General features: G+C 37.6%; 23 protein-coding genes. 16 read left to right on the top strand and 7 right to left on the bottom strand.

The annotated features are described in order from the left end of the window. Positions 1–106 precede the first annotated feature (106 nt). Positions 107–1,126: a YeiH family protein gene (locus C7Y47_RS17560; protein WP_142509945.1), complete on the top strand. Its 1,020-nt coding sequence runs from the start codon at positions 107–109 to the stop codon at positions 1,124–1,126. A gap of 98 nt (positions 1,127–1,224) precedes the next feature. Here C7Y47_RS17560 and C7Y47_RS17555 read toward each other — a convergent pair whose 3' ends face one another. Next, positions 1,225–1,560, bottom strand: coding sequence for a heme oxygenase (locus tag C7Y47_RS17555; RefSeq protein ID WP_142509939.1), 336 nt, complete (start codon positions 1,558–1,560; stop codon positions 1,225–1,227). A 566-nt stretch (positions 1,561–2,126) separates the two neighbouring features. On the opposite strand from C7Y47_RS17555, the gene C7Y47_RS17550 reads away from it, so the two are divergent. The 7 genes from C7Y47_RS17550 (at position 2,127) to C7Y47_RS17520 (ending at position 8,579) form a co-directional block, all read left to right on the top strand. Beyond that, the gene (locus tag C7Y47_RS17550) at positions 2,127–2,729 is read left to right on the top strand and encodes a class I SAM-dependent methyltransferase (RefSeq protein WP_142509938.1); all 603 of its coding nucleotides are present in this window, start codon (positions 2,127–2,129) and stop codon (positions 2,727–2,729) included. Between the two features lie 434 nt (positions 2,730–3,163). After that, positions 3,164–4,387, top strand: coding sequence for an ABC transporter substrate-binding protein (locus C7Y47_RS17545; RefSeq protein WP_142509937.1), 1,224 nt, complete (start codon positions 3,164–3,166; stop codon positions 4,385–4,387). A gap of 263 nt (positions 4,388–4,650) precedes the next feature. Continuing rightward, on the top strand, positions 4,651–5,526 hold the full coding sequence (locus tag C7Y47_RS17540) for a branched-chain amino acid ABC transporter permease (protein WP_142509936.1): 876 nt from the start codon (positions 4,651–4,653) through the stop codon (positions 5,524–5,526). A 13-nt stretch (positions 5,527–5,539) separates the two neighbouring features. Further along, on the top strand, positions 5,540–6,475 hold the full coding sequence (locus C7Y47_RS17535; protein WP_142509935.1) for a branched-chain amino acid ABC transporter permease: 936 nt from the start codon (positions 5,540–5,542) through the stop codon (positions 6,473–6,475). Continuing rightward, positions 6,475–7,254, top strand: coding sequence for an ABC transporter ATP-binding protein (locus C7Y47_RS17530; RefSeq protein WP_142509934.1), 780 nt, complete (start codon positions 6,475–6,477; stop codon positions 7,252–7,254). The genes C7Y47_RS17535 and C7Y47_RS17530 overlap by 1 nt, the downstream gene beginning before the upstream one ends. Continuing rightward, complete coding sequence (locus C7Y47_RS17525) at positions 7,254–7,961, top strand: ABC transporter ATP-binding protein (protein ID WP_142509933.1); 708 nt, start codon at positions 7,254–7,256, stop codon at positions 7,959–7,961. Before C7Y47_RS17530 ends, C7Y47_RS17525 begins: the two co-directional genes overlap by 1 nt. Before the next feature lie 123 nt (positions 7,962–8,084). Beyond that, entirely contained in the window at positions 8,085–8,579 is a 495-nt protein-coding gene (locus C7Y47_RS17520; RefSeq protein ID WP_142509932.1) for a cupin domain-containing protein, read from the top strand. Between the two features lie 183 nt (positions 8,580–8,762). On the opposite strand, the gene C7Y47_RS17515 is transcribed toward C7Y47_RS17520, so the two are convergent. Both C7Y47_RS17515 and rluF read right to left on the bottom strand, forming a co-directional pair. Beyond that, positions 8,763–9,482: a DUF6904 family protein gene (locus C7Y47_RS17515; protein ID WP_142509931.1), complete on the bottom strand. Its 720-nt coding sequence runs from the start codon at positions 9,480–9,482 to the stop codon at positions 8,763–8,765. 22 nt (positions 9,483–9,504) lie between these two features. Further along, positions 9,505–10,206 (bottom strand): 23S rRNA pseudouridine(2604) synthase RluF, encoded by a 702-nt coding sequence (gene rluF / locus C7Y47_RS17510; protein WP_142509930.1) that lies wholly within the window; start codon positions 10,204–10,206, stop codon positions 9,505–9,507. Positions 10,207–10,552: 346 nt separating this feature from the next. On the opposite strand from rluF, the gene adh reads away from it, so the two are divergent. Both adh and C7Y47_RS17500 read left to right on the top strand, forming a co-directional pair. Then, positions 10,553–12,073, top strand: a complete 1,521-nt coding sequence (gene adh, locus C7Y47_RS17505) for an aldehyde dehydrogenase (protein WP_142509929.1) — start codon at positions 10,553–10,555, stop codon at positions 12,071–12,073. A 21-nt stretch (positions 12,074–12,094) separates the two neighbouring features. After that, entirely contained in the window at positions 12,095–12,454 is a 360-nt protein-coding gene (locus C7Y47_RS17500; RefSeq protein WP_142509928.1) for a DUF779 domain-containing protein, read from the top strand. A gap of 74 nt (positions 12,455–12,528) precedes the next feature. On the opposite strand, the gene C7Y47_RS25025 is transcribed toward C7Y47_RS17500, so the two are convergent. After that, complete coding sequence (locus C7Y47_RS25025) at positions 12,529–12,678, bottom strand: hypothetical protein (protein WP_185903524.1); 150 nt, start codon at positions 12,676–12,678, stop codon at positions 12,529–12,531. Between the two features lie 57 nt (positions 12,679–12,735). Between C7Y47_RS25025 and C7Y47_RS17495 the strand changes: the two genes are divergently transcribed. The 3 genes from C7Y47_RS17495 (at position 12,736) to C7Y47_RS17485 (ending at position 15,714) form a co-directional block, all read left to right on the top strand. Continuing rightward, positions 12,736–13,698: a DUF4003 family protein gene (locus C7Y47_RS17495; protein WP_142509927.1), complete on the top strand. Its 963-nt coding sequence runs from the start codon at positions 12,736–12,738 to the stop codon at positions 13,696–13,698. 41 nt (positions 13,699–13,739) lie between these two features. After that, a complete protein-coding gene (locus C7Y47_RS17490) occupies positions 13,740–15,167 on the top strand; it encodes an aldehyde dehydrogenase family protein (RefSeq protein ID WP_142509926.1) in 1,428 nt (475 codons plus the stop codon). A 67-nt stretch (positions 15,168–15,234) separates the two neighbouring features. Next, the gene (locus C7Y47_RS17485) at positions 15,235–15,714 is read left to right on the top strand and encodes an acyl-CoA thioesterase (protein ID WP_142509925.1); all 480 of its coding nucleotides are present in this window, start codon (positions 15,235–15,237) and stop codon (positions 15,712–15,714) included. Between the two features lie 47 nt (positions 15,715–15,761). On the opposite strand, the gene C7Y47_RS17480 is transcribed toward C7Y47_RS17485, so the two are convergent. After that, positions 15,762–17,072 carry a globin-coupled sensor protein gene (locus tag C7Y47_RS17480; RefSeq protein ID WP_142509924.1) on the bottom strand — a complete coding sequence of 437 codons (1,311 nt, stop codon included), beginning with the start codon at positions 17,070–17,072 and terminating at the stop codon, positions 15,762–15,764. A gap of 295 nt (positions 17,073–17,367) precedes the next feature. Between C7Y47_RS17480 and C7Y47_RS17475 the strand changes: the two genes are divergently transcribed. Next, positions 17,368–17,577 (top strand): hypothetical protein, encoded by a 210-nt coding sequence (locus tag C7Y47_RS17475; protein ID WP_053482844.1) that lies wholly within the window; start codon positions 17,368–17,370, stop codon positions 17,575–17,577. A gap of 72 nt (positions 17,578–17,649) precedes the next feature. Here C7Y47_RS17475 and corA read toward each other — a convergent pair whose 3' ends face one another. Both corA and C7Y47_RS17465 read right to left on the bottom strand, forming a co-directional pair. After that, the gene (gene corA, locus C7Y47_RS17470) at positions 17,650–18,609 is read right to left on the bottom strand and encodes a magnesium/cobalt transporter CorA (RefSeq protein ID WP_132362635.1); all 960 of its coding nucleotides are present in this window, start codon (positions 18,607–18,609) and stop codon (positions 17,650–17,652) included. Between the two features lie 49 nt (positions 18,610–18,658). After that, on the bottom strand, positions 18,659–19,345 hold the full coding sequence (locus C7Y47_RS17465; RefSeq protein ID WP_142509923.1) for a class I SAM-dependent methyltransferase: 687 nt from the start codon (positions 19,343–19,345) through the stop codon (positions 18,659–18,661). A gap of 119 nt (positions 19,346–19,464) precedes the next feature. Here C7Y47_RS17465 and C7Y47_RS17460 point away from each other — a divergent pair, with 119 nt between their 5' ends. Then, entirely contained in the window at positions 19,465–19,770 is a 306-nt protein-coding gene (locus tag C7Y47_RS17460) for a DUF4870 domain-containing protein (RefSeq protein ID WP_142509922.1), read from the top strand. Between the two features lie 427 nt (positions 19,771–20,197). Continuing rightward, positions 20,198–20,668: a CtsR family transcriptional regulator gene (locus tag C7Y47_RS17455; RefSeq protein ID WP_142509921.1), complete on the top strand. Its 471-nt coding sequence runs from the start codon at positions 20,198–20,200 to the stop codon at positions 20,666–20,668. Positions 20,669–20,682: the final 14 nt, after the last annotated feature.

Genomic DNA, 20,682 nt, shown 5'->3' with positions numbered 1-20,682 from the left:
ACTCCTATCATTAGAAATATTAATAATTATGATTATATATATGTATTTTACTGATGATTAACTTTCTAATAAAGTAAAATCATCAAGGATGAAAGAAGTGAACAACATGGATAATAGGCAGCATAGGTTAAAAAGTTTCCTGACCCCAGCGTTTATGAAGGGGATATTGTTGACACTCATTATTGCTTTAGTAGCAAAATATATTTCGACATTCCCGTTCTTCTCAATATTAGGGCAGCTTGTCATTGCCATTATATTAGGTATGGCTTGGAGAGCAGCCTTTAGGGTGCAGGATTCTTGGCAAACAGGTATAACATTTTCAAGTAAAAAATTGTTACGCCTCGGCATTATTTTTCTGGGGATGCGTTTAAACTTAGCGGATATTTACAATGCTGGAGCGAATGTTTTTCTTATTGCTTTTATTAATCTAGTATTTGCTTTAGTGGTTGTATACGGCTTAACGAAGGTATTTCATGTAGATAAGAAGCTAGGCATATTAACAGCTTGTGGTACAGCTATTTGTGGGGCTGCTGCTGTTGTCGCTATTGCTCCTCAAATTAAGGCGAATGAAAAAGAAACGGCAGTGGGTGCAGCGATAGTCGCATTACTAGGGACTGTATTCACATTAGTCTACACGGTATTATACTCAGTATTTAACTTAACCCCTACTGAATATGGTATTTTTGCGGGGGGCACTCTACATGAAATTGCTCATGTTATTGCAGCAGCCTCAGCTGGTGGAAATGAAGCCGTTGATACGGCAGTTATTGTGAAGTTAACACGTGTCGCATTGCTTGTACCGGTAGCTATTGTCATCGGTATTTTATTTCGAAGAATTGATAAGGGGCAGGAAAAAGAAAGGTTTTCGCTGTCGATAATTCCATGGTTTATTCTTGGTTTCTTAGCGATGAGTGCTATTAATTCGTTAGGGATTGTACCAGCTAATGTAGCGCAAACATTTGTATATATCGCTTATATTTTAATTGGGATGGCGATGGCTGGACTAGGTTTAAATGTAGAGATAAAAACCTTTAAACAATTAGGCGTAAAAGCGTTTATTGCAGGACTTATCGGTTCGGTTTGCTTATCGATACTTGGTTATGTTTTAGTTATTTTCCTGCAATAATTCAAAAAGATCCTGCATTTTCAAAAATGCAGGATTTTTTAGATAGAATCAGAAGATATTTTAGTTGTACTCTTTCAGCTGCTGAAAGAAGTTAAAAATTAGCGTAATGCTTCAATCGAAGAAGCTAATTCGGCTATAACTATTTTGCTACCGATAAGTGGACTGTTTTCAGGTTTTCCTCCCTCAGCACTTTGTCCAGGACGGTGATGAGCTGCAGCGAATGCATCACTATTACGCCAGGCTTGGAAATGTTCCTTAGACTCCCAGTACATATTGACGCTCATTTCGTCATAAGTCGGATCATCAGTTGAAACTAATACCTCCACTTTATGGAAGCCTTCAAACTGCTGTAGAGGTCCTGGTTTTGTAAAGTTCGGTGCCATTTTTGCAGCAAAGCCGGGTTTTACTTGAATACGATTTGTAACAATAATCATACTTTCCCCCCTATTCATTTTTTAGTTAATCATATGAATGAATTTTCAATGATTATCATTCGCAATCAATGATAATTCGCCTAGGAAGACATTGTCAATAGAAGAGCAATGTAAATTGCAAATAGCGTCAAAATGGTGATAAGCAGGGGGAATGACCAAATGGTGGTGGTCCAATACAACGACCTGACCAAAATGGAGGACCCATGTGGCCTAACAAAGGCGATGAGCACTAAGGCAAGGAACAGTTTTACGATTCTTGTTTGCTTGCCTTAGTAATAGCTGCACTGCTCTTTGTTTTAAAATTTAACCGAGGAGGACGTTAAAAAACCATATTCCAAAACTTTTAACATCGCTGATAAACAACAAAGAATCGCTGATAAAACCGAATAAATCGCTGATAAACAACAAAGAATCGCTGATAAAACCAGATAAATCGCTGATAAACATCAAAAAATCGCTAACAACACAAAAGCCTCCTCAATTTTTCAGTGCCCTCAAAACTTTTGAGTATGGTTTTTTCTTTTTATCGTGCTAAAATTAATCATTCTTTTTTTAGGAGTAATAGTATGAATGAACATCAATTTGATAAATATTTACATATTAACACAGTAGGTGAACAATACGGCTTCCCTAAACTAGCTCATTATCATCGCTATGAGCCAACACCGTATGTTGGCTTAGAACAATTATTTGCAGAGTATGAGATGCCTGATAATCCAGTGTTTATCGATATGGGATGTGGAAAAGGGAGAGTTCCTATTTATGTACATGATAAATTTCATATTCCGACAATTGGGGTAGAAATGGATGCAGGTTTTTATGCAGAGGCTGAAAATAATAAAAGGAGCTATCTTCAAAAAAAGAGTGCTCAAGCTCCGATTGCCTTTATTCATTCAATAGCAGAGGACTATGCTATTCAGCCAAGCGACACAGTTTTCTTTTTTTTCAATCCGTTTTCGATTCATATTTTTCGTACAGTTATTTATAATATATGGAAGTCTTATGAGCAGCATATGCGTGCAATTCATATTATTTTATATTACCCACCGTATGATTATTTACAGTTTTTACATCATGGGACGCCTTTTGAATTAATCCATGAGGTTCATCTTGAAAATGAAACAAATATTAACGAACGCCTCTGTGTGTTTGCACTGAAAAAAGCTTAGAGCTGTAGAAATACCTAGCTCTAAGCTTTTTTGGGATTCGACTATGACAAATTAGAAAAAAATCTTACTCCGATTGCGCCCTCTAAGTACTGTAATTCCGTATTAATACTTCGCGAAAACGCTTTAGCCTTTGTATTCTTGAAAAAAGGGCGAGATTTTATTGTAAAAAAAATAATCAAAAGTGATCGTTTTATAGTAATGTCCACTCTAAATTAATAGATAATTCTTAAATTACTAATTATACAGAAAAATCACTCTAGACTAAAAATAAAGAATGTTTTACAATGTAAAAGGTTTAATTGAATAATATATCTATTAGTATAGATAGTTATAAATTATCATTTTGGTTATTTTTGTTATTGAGGAAATGCCGCGGATTGTTTATAATTATCAGAAATATCTAACATTTGAAAAAACTTAGGGGGAATAAAATTATGCGAGAGAACAAAAAACTTAAAAAGTTTGGCTCACTTTTAGTTGCATCTTCATTACTTGCAGCCGTTCTTGCGGGCTGTGGTAATGGAGGTAGTTCAAGTTCAGGAGGTGGATCATCATCAGGCGGTGGCGGTTCTTCTGACGGTGATACTATTAAAATCGGTGCAAACTTAGAACTTTCGGGTAACGTAGCTTCCTATGGTTCGTCAATTGCTCTGGGTGCAGAGCTTGCTGTTAAAGAAATTAATGATAATGGTGGAATCGATGGTAAAAAAATTGACCTTATTAAAGTAGATAACAAATCAGAAAACTCGGAGGCTACTGCAGCTGCTATTAAACTAGCGACGCAAGATAAAGTAGTAGCAATGTTAGCCCCAGCAACTTCTGGTAATACAGTTGCTACTGTTCAAATTGCGAATAAAAATAAAATCCCAATCGTTACTGGTTCTGGTACTGCTCCAAACATTACAGTAAATGATAACGGTAGCATTAATGAGTATGCATTCCGTACTTGTTTCATCGATCCATTCCAAGGGATTGTAGCAGCAAACTTCGCTTCTAATGAATTGAAAGCTAAAAATGTAGCTATTTTTGCGGACAATGCATCTGATTATGCGAAAGGCCTAGCGAAATCATTTAAAGAAACAATTACAGAAAATGGCGGGAAAGTTGTAAAGGAAGAAGCGTATGTAGCGAAGGATACTGATTTCCGTACACAGTTGACAAATATTAAAGGAGAGAAGCCAGACTTTATTTTTATCCCAGGATACTATGAAGAGGTCGGTTTAATTGTTAAACAAGCACGTGAAATGGGTATTGATGTACCACTGATGGGGGCTGACGGTTGGGATTCACCAACATTAGTAGAGTTAGCTGGTGGGAAAGCGCTAAATAATACGTACATCACAAACCACTACTCTGCAGAAGACCCAGATCAAAAAATTCAAGACTTCGTAAAGGCGTTTAAAGCAGCGAACAATGATAAAGCACCAGATGCATTTAATGCACTTGGCTATGACTCAATTTACTACATTGCTGATGCTATTAAACGTGCAGGCTCTACGGATGGGGAAGCAATTAAAAATGCATTAGCTGGCACAAAAGATCTTTCATTAGTAACAGGTACTTTCTCAGTTGACGAAAATCATAACCCAATTAAAACAGCAACAGTTCTTGAATTTAAAGACGGTAAACAAGTGTTCAACTCTAAAGTTAATCCTTAATGTTTTTTAGGCAAGGGGAGGCGGGTAAACACGCCTTCCCTTTTATGTTTTCTCTTCTTTAGTAAAGGCTCCAACCATTGAAGGTGATGAGATGAATGCGGATATGGTGTATCTGTAGCGACAGCTACAGATACACCAAGGCGAAATGGATAGATTATGAAAAAAATTTTTAAGAGGACACAATTTACTCTATTTTCAATAATAATATGTAGAAGTAAGTCCTATTTTTGCACTTTTCAAAAAATAAAAAGGAGTGAACGCTCATGGAATGGATACAGCAGCTTGTGAATGGTATTTCACTAGGTAGTATCTACGCATTAATAGCGCTGGGGTATACGATGGTATACGGGATTATTAAGCTGATTAACTTTGCCCACGGAGATGTCTTCATGATTGGGGCATTTATTGGCTTTTATGCAATTGCTAAATGGGAGCTTGGTTTCTTTCCAGCGCTGTTATTGGCAATGGTGGTCTGTGCAATCTTTGGTGTTTTAATTGAACGTATTGCTTATAAGCGTTTGCGAAATGCCACACGTATTGCTGCTTTAATTACTGCAATCGGTGTATCGCTATTAATCGAATATACAACTATTTTCTTCAGAGGTGCGCAACCTGCGGCATATCCTGATGTCATTAAAAATAAATCATTTGATATTTTGGGTGTTCAAATCAGTAGTACATCGATATTAATTTTATCTGTCTCAATTGTACTGATGATTCTTTTACAATTCATCGTACATAAAACAAAAATCGGGAAAGCGATGCGTGCGGTTTCTCATGATGCCGATGCAGCACGATTAATGGGCATTAATGTAGATAATACAATTTCAGCGACATTCGCAATAGGTTCAGCTTTAGCGGGTGCAGCAGGTGTTATTTTCGGGGTATATTACACAAAAATCGATCCATTAATGGGTGTTATTCCAGGGGTTAAAGCATTCATAGCGGCAGTACTTGGCGGTATTGGTATTATTCCTGGTGCCATGGTTGGCGGTATGTTGCTCGGTGTTGTGGAATCATTCGTAAGTGCACTTGGTTTCTCTCTATGGCGTGATGCAGCGGCATTTGTTATTTTAATTTTAATTTTAATCTTCAGACCATCGGGTATCTTTGGTAAAAATGCCCGTGAGAAAGTGTAGGTGAGTGGTGATTATGAAAAAATCTAAAGTTTTCTGGGGCTATGCAGTATTAGCGCTAGTCATCTATGCAGTTGTTCAGGTGCTTATTTCAACGAACTTTCTCGATATTTACTATCAAAATATGTTGATCACAATGTGTATTAACATTATGCTTGCGGTCAGCTTGCACATTGTCATTGGTATTACTGGTCAGTTCTCGATTGGGCATGCAGGCTTCCTAGCGGTAGGGGCATATATTTCTGCCATTATCACAACTAAATTAATGCTTCCGTTCCCATTAGCTATTTTTTTAGGGGCACTTGCAGCAGCAGTAGCAGGTTTAATTGTAGGTATCCCGACGTTACGTTTAAAGGGTGACTATTTAGCAATTGCAACGCTTGGTTTTGCGGAAATTATACGTATTATCTTTTTAAATACGGATTATGTTGGTGGCGCAGCAGGGATGCAAGTTGAATATTTATCTAATTGGACTTATGCATTCATAGGTGTTGTTCTAACAATTTTAGTAATCTCGAACTTTACAAATTCTCGTCATGGACGCGCATGTATTTCGATTCGTGAGGACGAAATTGCGGCAGATGCAATGGGTATTAACACAACCTACTATAAAGTTGTAGCTTTCGCAATTGGTTCCTTCTTTGCCGGTCTTGCAGGGGCCATCTTTGCACATAATTTTTACATTATTCAACCGACAACTTTCGGTTTCTTAAAATCTTTTGATATTTTAATCTATGTAGTTCTTGGTGGTTTAGGCAGTCTTTCAGGATCTGTCATAGCTGCGGTTTTCTTAACAGTAGTCTCAGCATATTTAGCAAACTTCCCAGAAACACGTATGATTATTTATAGCTTAGTCTTAATAGTGGTAATGCTGTACCGTCCAACGGGTTTGATGGGAACAAAAGAAGTTACAGATTTGTTTAAATTCGGTAAAAAAGGAGGTACAAAATAATGACTGGAAACCTTCTTATTAATGTTGAAAACATGGGCATTCAATTCGGTGGTTTAAAGGCGGTACAGGGCGTTAATATGTACCTAAATCAAGGAGAACTAGTAGGTCTTATAGGGCCTAATGGAGCTGGTAAAACAACGAGCTTTAACATGCTTACTGGGGTGTATAAGCCAACTGAGGGCACGATTACATTTGACAGTATAAAGTTAAACGGGCTTGCACCATATCAAGTAACGCAAAAAGGTATTAGTCGTACATTCCAAAATATTCGTTTATTTAAAGAGCTATCTGTTTTAGATAATGTTAAGGTAGCGAACCATTCACTTGCAAAGCATTCCATGTGGTCTTCTATTTTCCGCTTGCCGAATCATTTTAAAGGTGAGACAGAAATGGAGCATCAATCTATTGAGTTTCTAAAAATCTTTGGCTTAGATGTTTATAAGGATGAACTTGCGAAAAATTTACCTTATGGGATGCAGCGCCGTCTAGAAATTGCTCGTGCTCTAGCTGCGAAACCTAAGCTACTTTTATTAGATGAGCCAGCAGCAGGGATGAACCCACAGGAGACACATGATTTAATGGAATTAATAGCGTTTATTCGTAAAAAGTTTGGCTTAACAATTCTTCTAATTGAGCATGATATGAGCTTAGTTATGGGAATTTGTGAACGTATATACGTGCTCGATCACGGTCAATTAATCGCTGATGGGACACCAGAAGAAATCCGCAACAATCCAAAGGTAATTGAAGCTTACCTTGGCGAGGAGGTTATCAGCTAATGCTAAAAGTACAAAATATAGATGTATTTTACGGTAACATTCAAGCATTAAAGGGCCTCTCTTTAGAAGTAAATGAGGGTGAAATCGTAACGTTAATTGGTGCAAATGGTGCTGGTAAAAGTACATTATTAAAAACATTGTCAGGCTTATTAAAACCAAAGGGTGGCATCATTGAATATGAGGGCTTCTCTATCGCAGGGAAAGCTGCACAGACAATTGTAAAATCAGGAATTTCACATGTTCCAGAGGGGCGCCGTGTTTTTGCAAATATGTCCGTTGAAGAAAACTTAGAGCTTGGAGCATATCTCCGTAACGATAAAGCAGGCATCAAAAAGGATCTAGAGCATGTGTATGAATTATTCCCGCGTCTTTTGGAGCGCCGTAAACAGCAATCAGGTACATTATCTGGTGGTGAGCAACAGATGCTAGCGATGGGTCGAGCATTAATGGCAAGACCAAAATTGTTATTAATGGATGAACCTTCAATGGGGCTTGCGCCACTCATGGTAAAAAATATTTTTAATATTATTGAGCAAGTTAATAAAGAAGGTACAACCGTACTACTTGTTGAGCAAAATGCCAATATGGCTTTATCAGTAGCAAATCGTGCGTACGTACTTGAAACAGGACGTATAGTATTATCGGGCACAGCAAAAGAGCTTCAAGAGAGTGAACAAGTAAAGGCTGCTTATTTAGGTGGTTTATAAAAGATGAAGGCATCTCGGAAGATGAGATGCCTTTTATAGTATAGATAGATGCTTGAAAATAACAGATAGCAGTAGCATTCGTCTTTTATTATTTGGTATTGTGGACGAAAGGAGTGATGTTTTATGAAGTATTCAGCACAATATTTTATTGAGAAATTAAATTTAGCAGAGCATCCTGAGGGAGGATATTACATATCCTCGTTTAGAGCAGCTGAGGATATGGCTGTAAGAGATGTACAGAGACCAATTTATACGAGTATTTATTTCTTACTTCGTTCACAGGATATATCGCATTTGCATCGTTTAAAATCGGACGAGCTTTGGTATTATCATGCTGGCAGTCCGCTAACAGTCCATATGATTTTCCCTGATGGTACATATGAGGCGAAGAAGCTTGGATTAGATGTCGAGTCAGGAGAAGTACCACAAATAGCAGTACCGAAAAATACTATATTTGGCTCATCCGTAGAGGATGCAGATGCATTTAGTTTAGTAGGCTGTATGGTTGCACCAGGCTTTGATTTTGAAGACTTCGAATTATTTACACAAGATGAGCTTTTAGAGGACTATCCACAGCACGAGGAAGTTATTAGAAAAATGGCTTACACAACAATTTAAAGGAAGAAAGATAGCTGTTTCAAAGTTAGGTGAGGCGGCTCATAGTGTTGAAAAACTAAATGATCAAGGAAATATTGTTTACCTAGATGAGGGTAGTTTTCGTTCTGGGCTACTCGTTTAGCCCAATCGCCATACTTTATTTACAAGCGCCGTCTCAAAATTAGCTGAGACGGCGCTTCCTATTTACCACAAAATAGTTTCAGGATATTTAGCTTTAATTTCGATTTCATGTAACGATTTTTTTGTAGTAATCGCGGCTTCCATGAGTTGTGATTTTAGCATGACATATTCATCGTCTTCTAACATTAATCGGAGAGCAAATGATGCTAAATGAGCTTTACGTTCCTCCAAGCTTAGTTGAATATACTCTAAGTTCAAAACATCGATGTACTGTGTTGCATACCGGAATGTTAATGGACTTTTAGTGTGGAGCATTCTTAAAAATACTAAATATTCTTCCTCATTAAGCTCCTGCTCTAAACAATTAGCAACCGCAGCCTGGAATTTACGAATGGCGGCAACATCAATATTCCAATCAGAAGAATCAATTAGCTCCTGATGTAGGCGAATGAAATCGTTTAAAGCGATAGCAGTAAAGATCAGCTCAGGCCAAAGAATCTCTGCTGCGAAATAAGCATTTTTGTGTGGGAAAATTAGTTCATGCTGTAGCAAAACACTTTTATTGAGTCCATTGCTAACAAACTCAAGCTGATGCTCTCCCTGGGCAGCTTGACGTAGATTATAACAAACACTAAGAATGCGAAGGCGCACTCCTTGATAATCATAATACTTGTTTTCATCACCAGTTATTTTGTAAATAGCATTAATAAGCTCATCTAAATCCCAAAAATCCCCGCTAACACGTGCTCCAGTTAACTGCTCAGTACTGTGAATTGACAGCATAGTTCTAGCCCCTTAAACTGCTTTATTTTGGTGTGTATTTAAGTAGTCTAAATAGTTCTGTTCGTTCTTTATCTGTTAAATCGCGCCACTGTCCAACTTTTAAATTGCCAAGCTTAATATTCATAATACGAATGCGTTGTAGACGCTTAACGGAGTAGCCAAGTGCTGAACACATACGACGTATTTGGCGATTTAAACCTTGCTCTAAAATGATTTTAAAGACTTTATCAGATATTTTTTCAACATGACAAGGTAGGGTTGTAGTATCTAAAATATCTACACCCGCTCCCATTTCTTTGATGAATTGCTCCGTAATGGGTTTATCGACTTGCACGATATATTCTTTTTCGTGATGGTTTTCAGCACGTAAAATTTTATTGACGATGTCACCATCGTTTGTCAGTAATAATAGCCCTTCTGACTCTTTATCTAGTCGTCCAATATGGAAAATGCGAAGAGGGTGATTGACAAAATCAACGACATTTCCTTTTATATGACGTTCAGTGGTACTTGTAATTCCTACTGGTTTGTTTAAGGCAATATATACGAGCTGTTCTTCTTTCTTTACCTCTTTTCCATCAACACAAACCATATCACCAGCTTCTACTTGACTACCGACTGTAGCAAGTTCACCATTAATTGTTACTTTACCTTCTTCTACCCATTTATCCGCACCGCGACGAGATACGATGCCTGTTTCACTCAAATATTTATTAATGCGCATACTGTTCTCCTATACATTTATATTATTTTTAAGTATACATTATAGTTGGTCACACCGTGAATTCTAGAAGCTTTTCTAGGAAATATAACTCACTCTAGGGAAAACAACTTTCGTGGGTCTCCTCGTCGTTCATACTTCATTCCTTGTGCTTTCATACCAACCTACTTCCTTAATCACAAACGAATTTTAATATAAATCTAAAAAATTTTAAAAAAGTTGAAATTATTTTTCGTTTCTGACAATATATTGTGTAAGAGGGTATCTATGAAAATATCGTTATTTCGATAAAAAATGACGATATTTGTAGATTATTTTCTCATCATTTTGTGTAAAGGGGAGAAGTAAAATGGTTTATGCATTTCCAAACACTGAAGGGTCGGTAGTTCAATTCAAAGGGAAATATGAAAATTACATTGGTGGGGAATGGACACCTCCAGTGAAAGGACAATACTTTGACAATGTGACACCTGTTACTGGACAAGTTTTTACACAAGTAGCTCGTTCTACTACTGAGGATATTGAACTTGCACTTGATGCAGCACATGCCGCAAAAGATGCATGGGGGAAAACTTCCGCAACAGAGCGTGCAAACATTTTACTTAAAATTGCGGACCGCATAGAACAAAACTTAGAAAAGCTAGCCGTTGCCGAAACATGGGATAACGGAAAAGCGGTACGTGAAACATTAAATGCAGATATCCCTCTTGCAATTGATCATTTCCGTTATTTTGCGGGAGCTTTACGTGCACAAGAAGGCGCAGTAAGCCAAATCGATAATGATACTGTCGCTTATCATTTCCATGAGCCAATTGGGGTAGTAGGTCAAATTATCCCATGGAACTTCCCGTTATTAATGGCTGTTTGGAAGCTAGCACCAGCACTTGCAGCTGGAAACTGTGTGGTGTTAAAACCTGCAGAGCAAACACCAACTTCAATTATGGTGCTCGTTGAATTAATAGGAGATTTATTGCCATCAGGTGTACTAAATGTTGTCAATGGCTTTGGCTTAGAGGCAGGGAAGCCGCTCGCATCAAATCCACGCATCGGTAAAATTGCCTTTACTGGTGAGACAACGACAGGTCGCTTAATTATGCAATATGCTTCACAAAATCTTATTCCAGTTACATTAGAATTGGGCGGCAAATCGCCAAACATCTTCTTTGAGGATATTATGGACGAAGATGATGCCTTTTTAGATAAAGCAGTAGAGGGCTTTGTATTATTCGCATTAAACCAAGGTGAAGTATGTACATGTCCTTCCCGTGCATTAATTCAAGAATCTATTTACGATAAATTTATGGAGCGCGTCCTACAGCGTGTTGAAGCGATTAAAGTTGGAAATCCACTTGATCCGAATACGATGATGGGTGCGCAAGCTTCAAGTGAGCAAATGGAAAAAATCCTTTCTTACTTAGATATTGGTAAGCAAGAAGGTGCAGAATGTCTAATTGGCGGAGAGAAAAATAATGTAGGATCAGGCTTTGAAAATGGTTACTACATTAAGCCAACTGTCTTCAAAGGACACAATAAAATGCGTATTTTCCAAGAAGAAATTTTCGGGCCGGTTGTTGCTGTAACAACATTTAAAACAAAAGAAGAAGCGTTAGAAATTGCAAATGACACATTATACGGTTTGGGTGCAGGTGTATGGACACGTGATATGAATACAGCCTATCGCTTTGGTCGTGATATTCAAGCAGGACGTGTTTGGACAAACTGCTACCACGCTTATCCTGCACATGCAGCATTCGGTGGCTATAAAATGTCGGGTGTTGGTCGTGAAAACCATAAGATGATGTTATCTCACTATCAACAAACGAAAAACCTATTAGTTAGCTACAGTGAAAACAAACTTGGTTTCTTCTAATCAATAGGGAGGTGCATGAGCGTGGTCGAGCGAGTTATAGCAACAGAAGAAGCGCTAGCACTAAAAGAATTATTGAAAGAAAAGCATGGTCCTGTTATATTTCATCAATCAGGTGGATGCTGCGACGGCTCTTCGCCAATGTGTTATCCAGAGGGCGACTTACTATTAGGTGATCAAGATGTTTGCCTAGGAGAGATTGGTGGTGCCCCCTTCTATATGCATAAAAATCAATATGACTACTGGAAGCATACACAAATAATCTTGGACGTTGTCGATGGTAGAGGTGGTATGTTTTCACTTGAAGGCGTTGAAGGGAAACGATTCTTAACAAGATCAAGAGCCTTTTCAACAGAGGAGTTAAAGGAATTAGGTTTAATTTAAAGACTTTAGTGACAGCGGCAAAAAGTATTGCCGCTGTTTTTTTACGTTAATTTATTTGAAAAGTTTATGTGAGGCTATATTGCTGCTTGATAGGGCTTTTCTAAAAAAAATGCTGCTGTCGCTTCGTTGACACTACGCTTTCGCGCAAAAAACATTTGCTGCTGTCGCTTCGTTAGCACTACTAGAAGGAATGAAACCAATCCAACGTTATGATGATGAGCCAAAATGGATGAATCCTTTTTTGTTTAATTACGTAAATATGGAAAAGGAGCGTGTTAAACATGGATTTCGTTATGATTGAAAATCAGTTTACAAATATGGTGGAGGATGTCTCGAAGGCTGTTGGCCGGACAGTGGATCGTAAAATTGTGTTAGCTATAGCTAGCAAATATGTGGCATCTGGAAAACCTTTTGATTCTGTTAAATATAAAGAAGTATTACAAGAAATGAAAAAGCAAACTTCATGGACATCTCCGTTAAGAACAACGATAGGTTATAGTATTGCTGCAAATTTATTGGAGCAAGAAGATACAGAACAAGCAGTAAAAAATTTACTGAACAACGTTAATATAATGAAGGAAGCGAAATTTAGAAGTGGGAACTTTAGTTTTATTGGTGCACAGTTTTTAACTGAAGAGGAAAGTGAGAAGCGTGCACATGCACAGGTAGCACGTGCATTATTTGATGCAATCCGTAAACATCATAAGTTTTTAACGTCATACGATGATATTCCTTATGCAGTATTGCTAAGTAGCTCATCTGATGATGTAGAGCTACGTGCGGAAACAATGAATCGTTATTATAAAGAATTACGTACGTATAATTTTAATGCGGGTAATGAGCTTCAATGGCTATCGCAATTACTGACTTTCTTATCAGCTCAATATGATAATAATCTAGTGCCAAGTGTTGTAACAATCCGTGACACACTAAAGAATCAGGATGTAAAGGTCAAGACGATGCATTATCCTTTACTTGGATTTTTAGCAATCCTTAAAGTGAATCAAGTACAGCTTCAACAGATTGTTGATTTATATAATGAGTTAAAGGATATGAAACTTTTAAAATGGCATCGTGAATTTGTGTTATTTATGGCTATACAAATTGCAATTTATGATATGGCGCAGGTACAACAATCCTTATCAATGACGATCATGTCATCAATTGAATTATTGATTCAAGCACAGCAAGCAGCGATGTTCGCAGCAATGAGTGCAGCAGCTGTAGCATCAAGTTCTTCGTGATAAAATAAAGAAGAACTTGATTTTGGAGGTGCATTTAAAGGATGAAGGAAACAAAGCTTTGGATGAATGGCCAATGGCAGAACGCAAAGGAAACATATGAACTGAGATCGCCCTATAGTGGTGAGGTTATTGCAAAGGTAGCTAAGGCATCAATTTCTGACGTTGAGCAAGCAATAGAAGGTGCACAGGAGGCATTCCAAACGTTTAAAAAGACAACGGCCTACGAACGTGCCGAAATATTATATAAAGTGGTTGACATAATGCGCCAGCGGAAAGAGGAATTAGCTGAAATTTTGGCATTAGAGGCAGGTAAGCCAATATCCGCAGGTTTAACTGAAATAGAACGTACAATAGCAACTTATCAATTTGCTGCGGAGGGTGCTAAGCAAGCAAAGGGTGAAACGGTACCGATGGATGCTGCACCCGGGGCAGGAGATCGTATCGGCTGGACAAAACGAGAACCTCTAGGTGTAATTTCAGCCATTACACCATTTAATTTTCCATTCAATTTAGTGGCACATAAATTAGGTCCTGCTTTTGCAGTTGGAAATACGGTAGTCTTAAAGCCAGCGACGCAAACGCCATTAAGCTCTATCGTGATGGCGGAAATTTTCCAGCAAGCGGGTCTACCTAATGGTGCGCTTCAAATTATTACAGGTAGCGGAGGGGAGCTAAGTGATACACTAGTGACCCACCCACTTGTGAAAAAGGTGACATTCACGGGAAGTGGTAAGGTTGGTTTGGGCATTAAAGAAAAAGTAGGCTTGCGTAAAGTCACTTTAGAGCTTGGTTCCAATGCGGCAGTAATTGTCGAGCCATCGACACCGATTGATAAAATTATTGCGCGTTGTGTCGGTGGTGCTTTTAATTTTGCTGGACAAGTTTGTATCTCTTTACAACGTATTTATGTACACGCATCTATAATTGATGAATTTACACAGGCGTTTGTAGCTGAGACAGAAAAATTAGTGGTAGGTGATCCACTAGATACAAATACGGATGTTAGTGCAATGATTCATCCAAAAGAAGTTGAACGTATTCGTCAATGGATTGACGAAGCAAAGTCACAAGGTGCGATAGTTGCAACAGGAGGAACATTCACGGAACGTACTTTAACGCCAACTGTTATGACGAATGTGACGTCGGATATGAAAGTTGTTTGCCAGGAAACATTCGCGCCAATCGTCTCAATTGTTTCATATGAAACATTAGACGACGCTATTCGACTAGTGAATGAGTCGGAACTTGGTTTAAATGCTGGCATTTATACGAATGTGTTACCTGATGCATTACGTGCAGCAGATGAAATACAAGCAGGTGCTGTTATTATTAATGATATTCCGACATTTAGGGTCGATAATATGCCATACGGTGGCGTAAAAATGAGTGGCTACGGACGCGAAGGTATTAAGTGGGCAATTGAGGAAATGACAGATATGAAATTTATAACGATGAAAAAATCGTTCTAATTTGCATCAACTCTTTTTCTACGATACGATGGCGAAAGAACATTCATGAAGGGAAGTTGCAAGAACTATGACAAACAACGCAATACCGATGGGTCAGTCACGTACTGTTCAAACGCGTCTCGTATTACCGCCAGATACAAATAATCACAACTCCATTTTTGGTGGAAGAGTGTTAGCTTATATTGATGAAATTGCTGCAATTACGGCAATGAAGCATGCGAAAGGGCATGTAGTTACAGCCTCTATTGATTCAGTCGATTTTTTATCGGCAGCACATGTAGGGGATATTTTAGAAATTGAAAGTATTGTTACGTCAACTGGACGTTCTTCAATGGAAGTTTACGTTCGGGTTATTTCACGAAACATTGAAACTCGTGAGGAAAAATTAACGACGGAATCCTTTGTAACGATGGTTGCAGTAGATGATGACGGTAAACCTAAGCCAGTTCCTGCAATTTATCCTGAAACAGATGCAGAAAAACGTCTGTTTGAAACCGGCCCTGCAAGACGAGAACATCGTAAGCAAAAGCGGGAATTACCGCATTAAAAGTGAAAAGGGAAATTGACGTATACTGTCAGTTTCCCTTTTTGTGTTTACATTTTTAACTCATTTACCACATTAATAAGTGAATCGGAAGAAGAAGAAACTAGTGTAGCCCCTTGTGACAGTTCAGTAATCAAGTTAGAGATTGTTGAAATATCTCTGGATGTATTTACATACTGCTGTTGAATTCCAGAAACAGCGTCGGCGATATCATTAAATGATTTAGATAAACTGTTTTGTGTATCTACGCTATGTTGAATCTTTTGATCCACGTTAATAACTGAATTAGACATTGTTGTAATATTACTTTCTGTTTCTTTAATGAGATGAGAAACATTTTGTACAGCATTTTTTGTCTCTTCTGCAAGCTTACGAACTTCCTCTGCTACAACAGCAAAACCTTTACCATGCTCACCTGCACGGGCTGCCTCGATAGAAGCATTCAATGCTAATAAGTTGGTTTGATCGGCAATTCCTGTAACTAGCCCTACAATCTCTGATATTTTTTGAGAAGATGTGCGTAACTGGTTCATCGTAACTTCGAGACTGTTTACACTTTGCAAAATAACTTGTATTAAATCATTTTGATCTTGTAGCTGCTGCTGTCCGCGTCTGGATTTTTCCTGTGTATCAGCAACGAAGGATAAGCCTTGCTTAGTCGCTACTGCGATATCGTCTGTTTGAGAAGAAATGACTAATAAAGAAGCTGCTGTTTCTTCACTAATCCCATTGAGCTCCTCTGCCGTTTTTTGAATGGTAGTGACAAGTGCGTGTTTTGTGTCATCAGCTGCTGCTCGAATGCGTTCCTCTTCTTTTTCATAGGCTTCGATTACAAGCTGCTGCTCGAAGTTAATGATTTTGCAGAAGGCATTGATAGCACGTATGGCATCATGTTTCGATAAATCCAACTCATTTGTAAAGCGTGTAAATGTCGTTGTTAATGACTGGAATGAGGCGATATACCACTTTGATTGTAGACCAATTCGAACATGGGTTTCAGCGATTGCCTTCCGTTCATCAATATAAGAGTTGTTAATATGACTTTCGAAAATATCACTCAAGTGCTTATGTAAAGTAACTTTTAAACGATTGATTTGTGACGTTCTGTTTATAATATCTAACAAATCTTGGCTCAAACTAATAGCTGCATAAAATTGATCCACCATTTCAGGAACTAAATCCTTAGCTAAAGGTTGTAGTTGTTTAATGATGGCTAAATCCTCAATTGTTAAATCTAAAAGTTGCAACTGTTTTTGAAGTTTTGGATAGTTTGATACATCCAATTGTACATTGTTTTTATAATTTTCAGGTGCTAATGTAATTGAGTAGCTAGAATCGTTCTTTTTTGTAAACCAACTCATTGTCGTTTGCTCCATTCTTTATAAATGCATAGTAGTATATAAAAAATCGAATTGCTTAGTTTGTTAATTTTTCGGAATATATGGTATTTAGTCTATTCTACTATTTTTTGTCGTAAATTTGGTTAAAATTTTAGTGTATTTCTTTATTTTTTTATAGGCATTATAGACGACCGTCGATTAAAAGTCATGAAATAGACTATTAAAAAGGTAATAGGTAAATTGAATTTGAAATAGGAAACCTGTAAAATACGAACTGTTTAGATTGAACGTAACAATAGTTTTGAGGAGGTATTACATGGAAAAGAAGCGTTTCAAATTTGTTATTCCGGTTATGGTAATTGTAGCGATTGGCTCGGTTTACATGTTAAGAAACTACTATGCTGAAGTACCAGACTTAGATCAACTATTAATTACTATCTGTGCAACATTAGTATCTGGGGTACTCGCTTACTTTTTATTTCCACAGCAAGGCGAAGATAAAATTGATGATCGTGGTCCTTACTGACAGTGGAAAGGCACCTTAGAAAAATCTCAGGTGCCTTTAGTATGTTGTCCGAGTAAACGCTTTGCGCAGGAATTAAGGTTTAAATAATTTGAACCAGCCTTTAAGCTTAAAGACTGCCAGCATAAATAAAGCGATAAAAATCATAATTCCGAGTACGATAAAGTAGCTAAATCTCCCGTGTAGCTCTGGCATATATTCGAAATTCATTCCATAAACACCGGCAATAAATGTTAGCGGAATAAAGATTGTTGAAACAATTGTTAAGGTCATCATAATGCCATTCATGCGACTAGAGCTCATCGCCATATAGCTATCACGCATATCTGCAGTGAGCTCACGGTTGGATTCGATCATTTCGGTGAGTTTAAGCAGATGATCGTAAATATCTCCGAAATAAGCTCGTTCTGATTTATTTAGTGAAAATCGGTAAGAGTTAAGGATACGATATAATAGATCACGCATTGGTAATATGGTGCGACGTAGATCAAGCAAATCACTACGGAATTCAAACACAATTTTCATAGCGTTGAGGTTACTTTGATAGGTAAGCTCATCTTCTAGTGCATTTAAATGATCCTCAATCTTATAGACAAGTGGGAAATAGTTATCAACGATTTTATCGATTACCTGGTATGTTAAATATATTGTGCCACGTTCCCAATTCTTTGGCTGTTTTTCTAACATCATTTGTACTCGATCTATCTCCGGTGCTGAATTTTTATGAAATGTGACAATAAATTTATTAGAAACAAAAATGTTTACTTCTTCAGCTGTTAATTCTTCGTTAACTCTTTGGATAACAAAGAAATGGAAATCATCATAAAAATCGAGCTTTGGCCGCTGTAAACGCATTAAACAATCTTCTATAGCAAGTGGGTGGAAATGGAAAAATGTATCTAACAGTAGTTCTTCCTCATCGGTCGGACAATTAAAATCGACCCAGTACCATTCAAATTCGTTTTTGTGTATATCTTCAAGCGGAAAATCCTTTATAAGCTTTTGGTCTTTTGTAATGCCAATTGTACGTATCACAGCATTCACCTCAATTCTGTTAATTATATCTTAACAGGTGTATATATCTTCACAACAAACTTTCTTTATAACATATCCAACCACCAAATAAAGTAGTCGCAAAGAATCTAGATGGTTTTGTAAAGCCTGCCTGCTGTAATAGTGATAAAATGTCCTCTTCACGCATAAATGAAAGAGAACGTATGGATTTCTCCATTTCCGCTACTTCCGATGGTGTTAGCTTTGTATGCTGTAGCCAATAAGCACGCCATAAATCAAATTGTAGCTCAGTTTCCAAGGAACCTTGCTGCCCATATTTTGAGACGAGGACAAAGGGAGCACCAGGCTTTAAATTATTCGCTATTTCTTTTAATGTTGCAAGCTTCTTTTGATCATCTTGTATAAAGTGAAGTACTAATACACAGCTTGCTGCATCAAACTTCACTGCAGGTAACTGAGTATCCAGTATAGTTCCTTGATATAAAGAAATATTATTAGGTAGAGATTTTAAACGTTCACCAGCGATTTGTAGCATCGCTTCTGACGGATCTATACCAACAAATGACCAATGAGGACTTTTCTCAGCAAGCTGTAAAATCTCATTGCCGCTTCCAGAGCCAACTACTAAAAATTCAGCTGTTTCATGTAACGCAGATTGGTAAAAGGTTTGTGTCAAACGTAGCATTGCATCATAGCTAGGGAGCGTGCGACGAATACCTTTTTCGTATTCGTTTGCAAGTTTGTTATTAAATTCCATCGGTTATCACATGCCTTTCAAAAAATTTTAAAATCCAATTTATATTTGAAACTATTTAAGGGATAGGTCCGTAAATAGTAGTACATAAAATAAAAAATTAAATGGAAGGATTGGTATAAATGGAAACTAAATGGTCTAAGGTAATCATACACGCAAGTGCGTTTTTTGCGCCATGGTTAGTACCGATTATATTTTTCTTAATTAGCTCAGATGAAGAGGTAAAAAGTATTTCCGTGCAAGCCTTATTGTTCCAAGTTGTGATGGGGGTATTAATGACAATTTCGGGGATTTTAAGCTTCCTACTTATTGGTATACCGTTCTTAATTGTTTTTGGTATCATGTATTTTATTGCGCCAATTATCGGTATTGTGAAGGCTCTATCTGATGAGCCTTGGCGTTATCCAATAGTTGGTCGATGGGTATAATTTTTATAGACGCAAGTATATGCTAGTTGCATATGCTTGCGTTTTTTCTATAGCTGAAAAGGGTACCTTATAACTAAGAAACTTATTTTTCAGCGGTTGTCCAAATATCCGCTGAAATAAGTTAAGCCTCTGGCAGATGTCAATCGCAAAGGAGGTTAATAAAGGATGTTAGCCTAAAATCATCGCTTCCATGCGATAACGGCTAACTGACCTGCATCAAGCTACTGACGCTACGCTTTCGCGCAAAAAGCATCCTGCTGGCCTAACCACAAAGCCGATTCCGGACGCAATTATTCCTCGGCATAGGCATAATTGATTTTTTCTAAGTGCGAATTAATTGCAATTATTTTCAAGCGTTTTGTATAATATACTCAAAGAAAGTCAAAGATAGTCAAAGTCAGTGAAGTAAGCGAGGTGTATTCCTAAAATGCGTAATATATCAGACATCATAGAAGGCTACTTGAAGCAAGTGCTTGAATTAGCTGGAGAAGGGCATATTGAAATAAAACGTAGTGAAATCGCAGATAAATTTCAATGCGTGCCCTCACAAATAAATTATGTAATCAATACTAGATTTACTGTCGAAAGAGGTTACCTTGTTGAAAGTAAACGTGGTGGTGGTGGATACATTCGAATTTTACGTGTCCGCGCGAATTCACAAATTGATTTGATCGATGATGTCCTCGCGCAAATAGAAGGTGGGGCATCGCAAACAATGGCAGAAGATTTAGTGTATCGACTAATTGATGAGCAGGTAATTTCAAAGCGAGAAGCGAAATTAATGTTAGCAGCAGTTGATCGCTCAACGATCGATTTGCAACTCCCGTTACGGGATATCATTCGAGCAAGAATTTTACAAGCGATGCTAACAACGATTAAATATGAACGGCAAAAATAAAAGAGGTGATGGGA

The organism is Lysinibacillus sphaericus, from assembly GCF_006864135.1.
In the GTDB taxonomy this organism is placed as follows: Bacteria; Bacillota; Bacilli; order Bacillales_A; family Planococcaceae; genus Lysinibacillus.
This window is presented reverse-complemented; position numbering and strand designations above follow the sequence as displayed.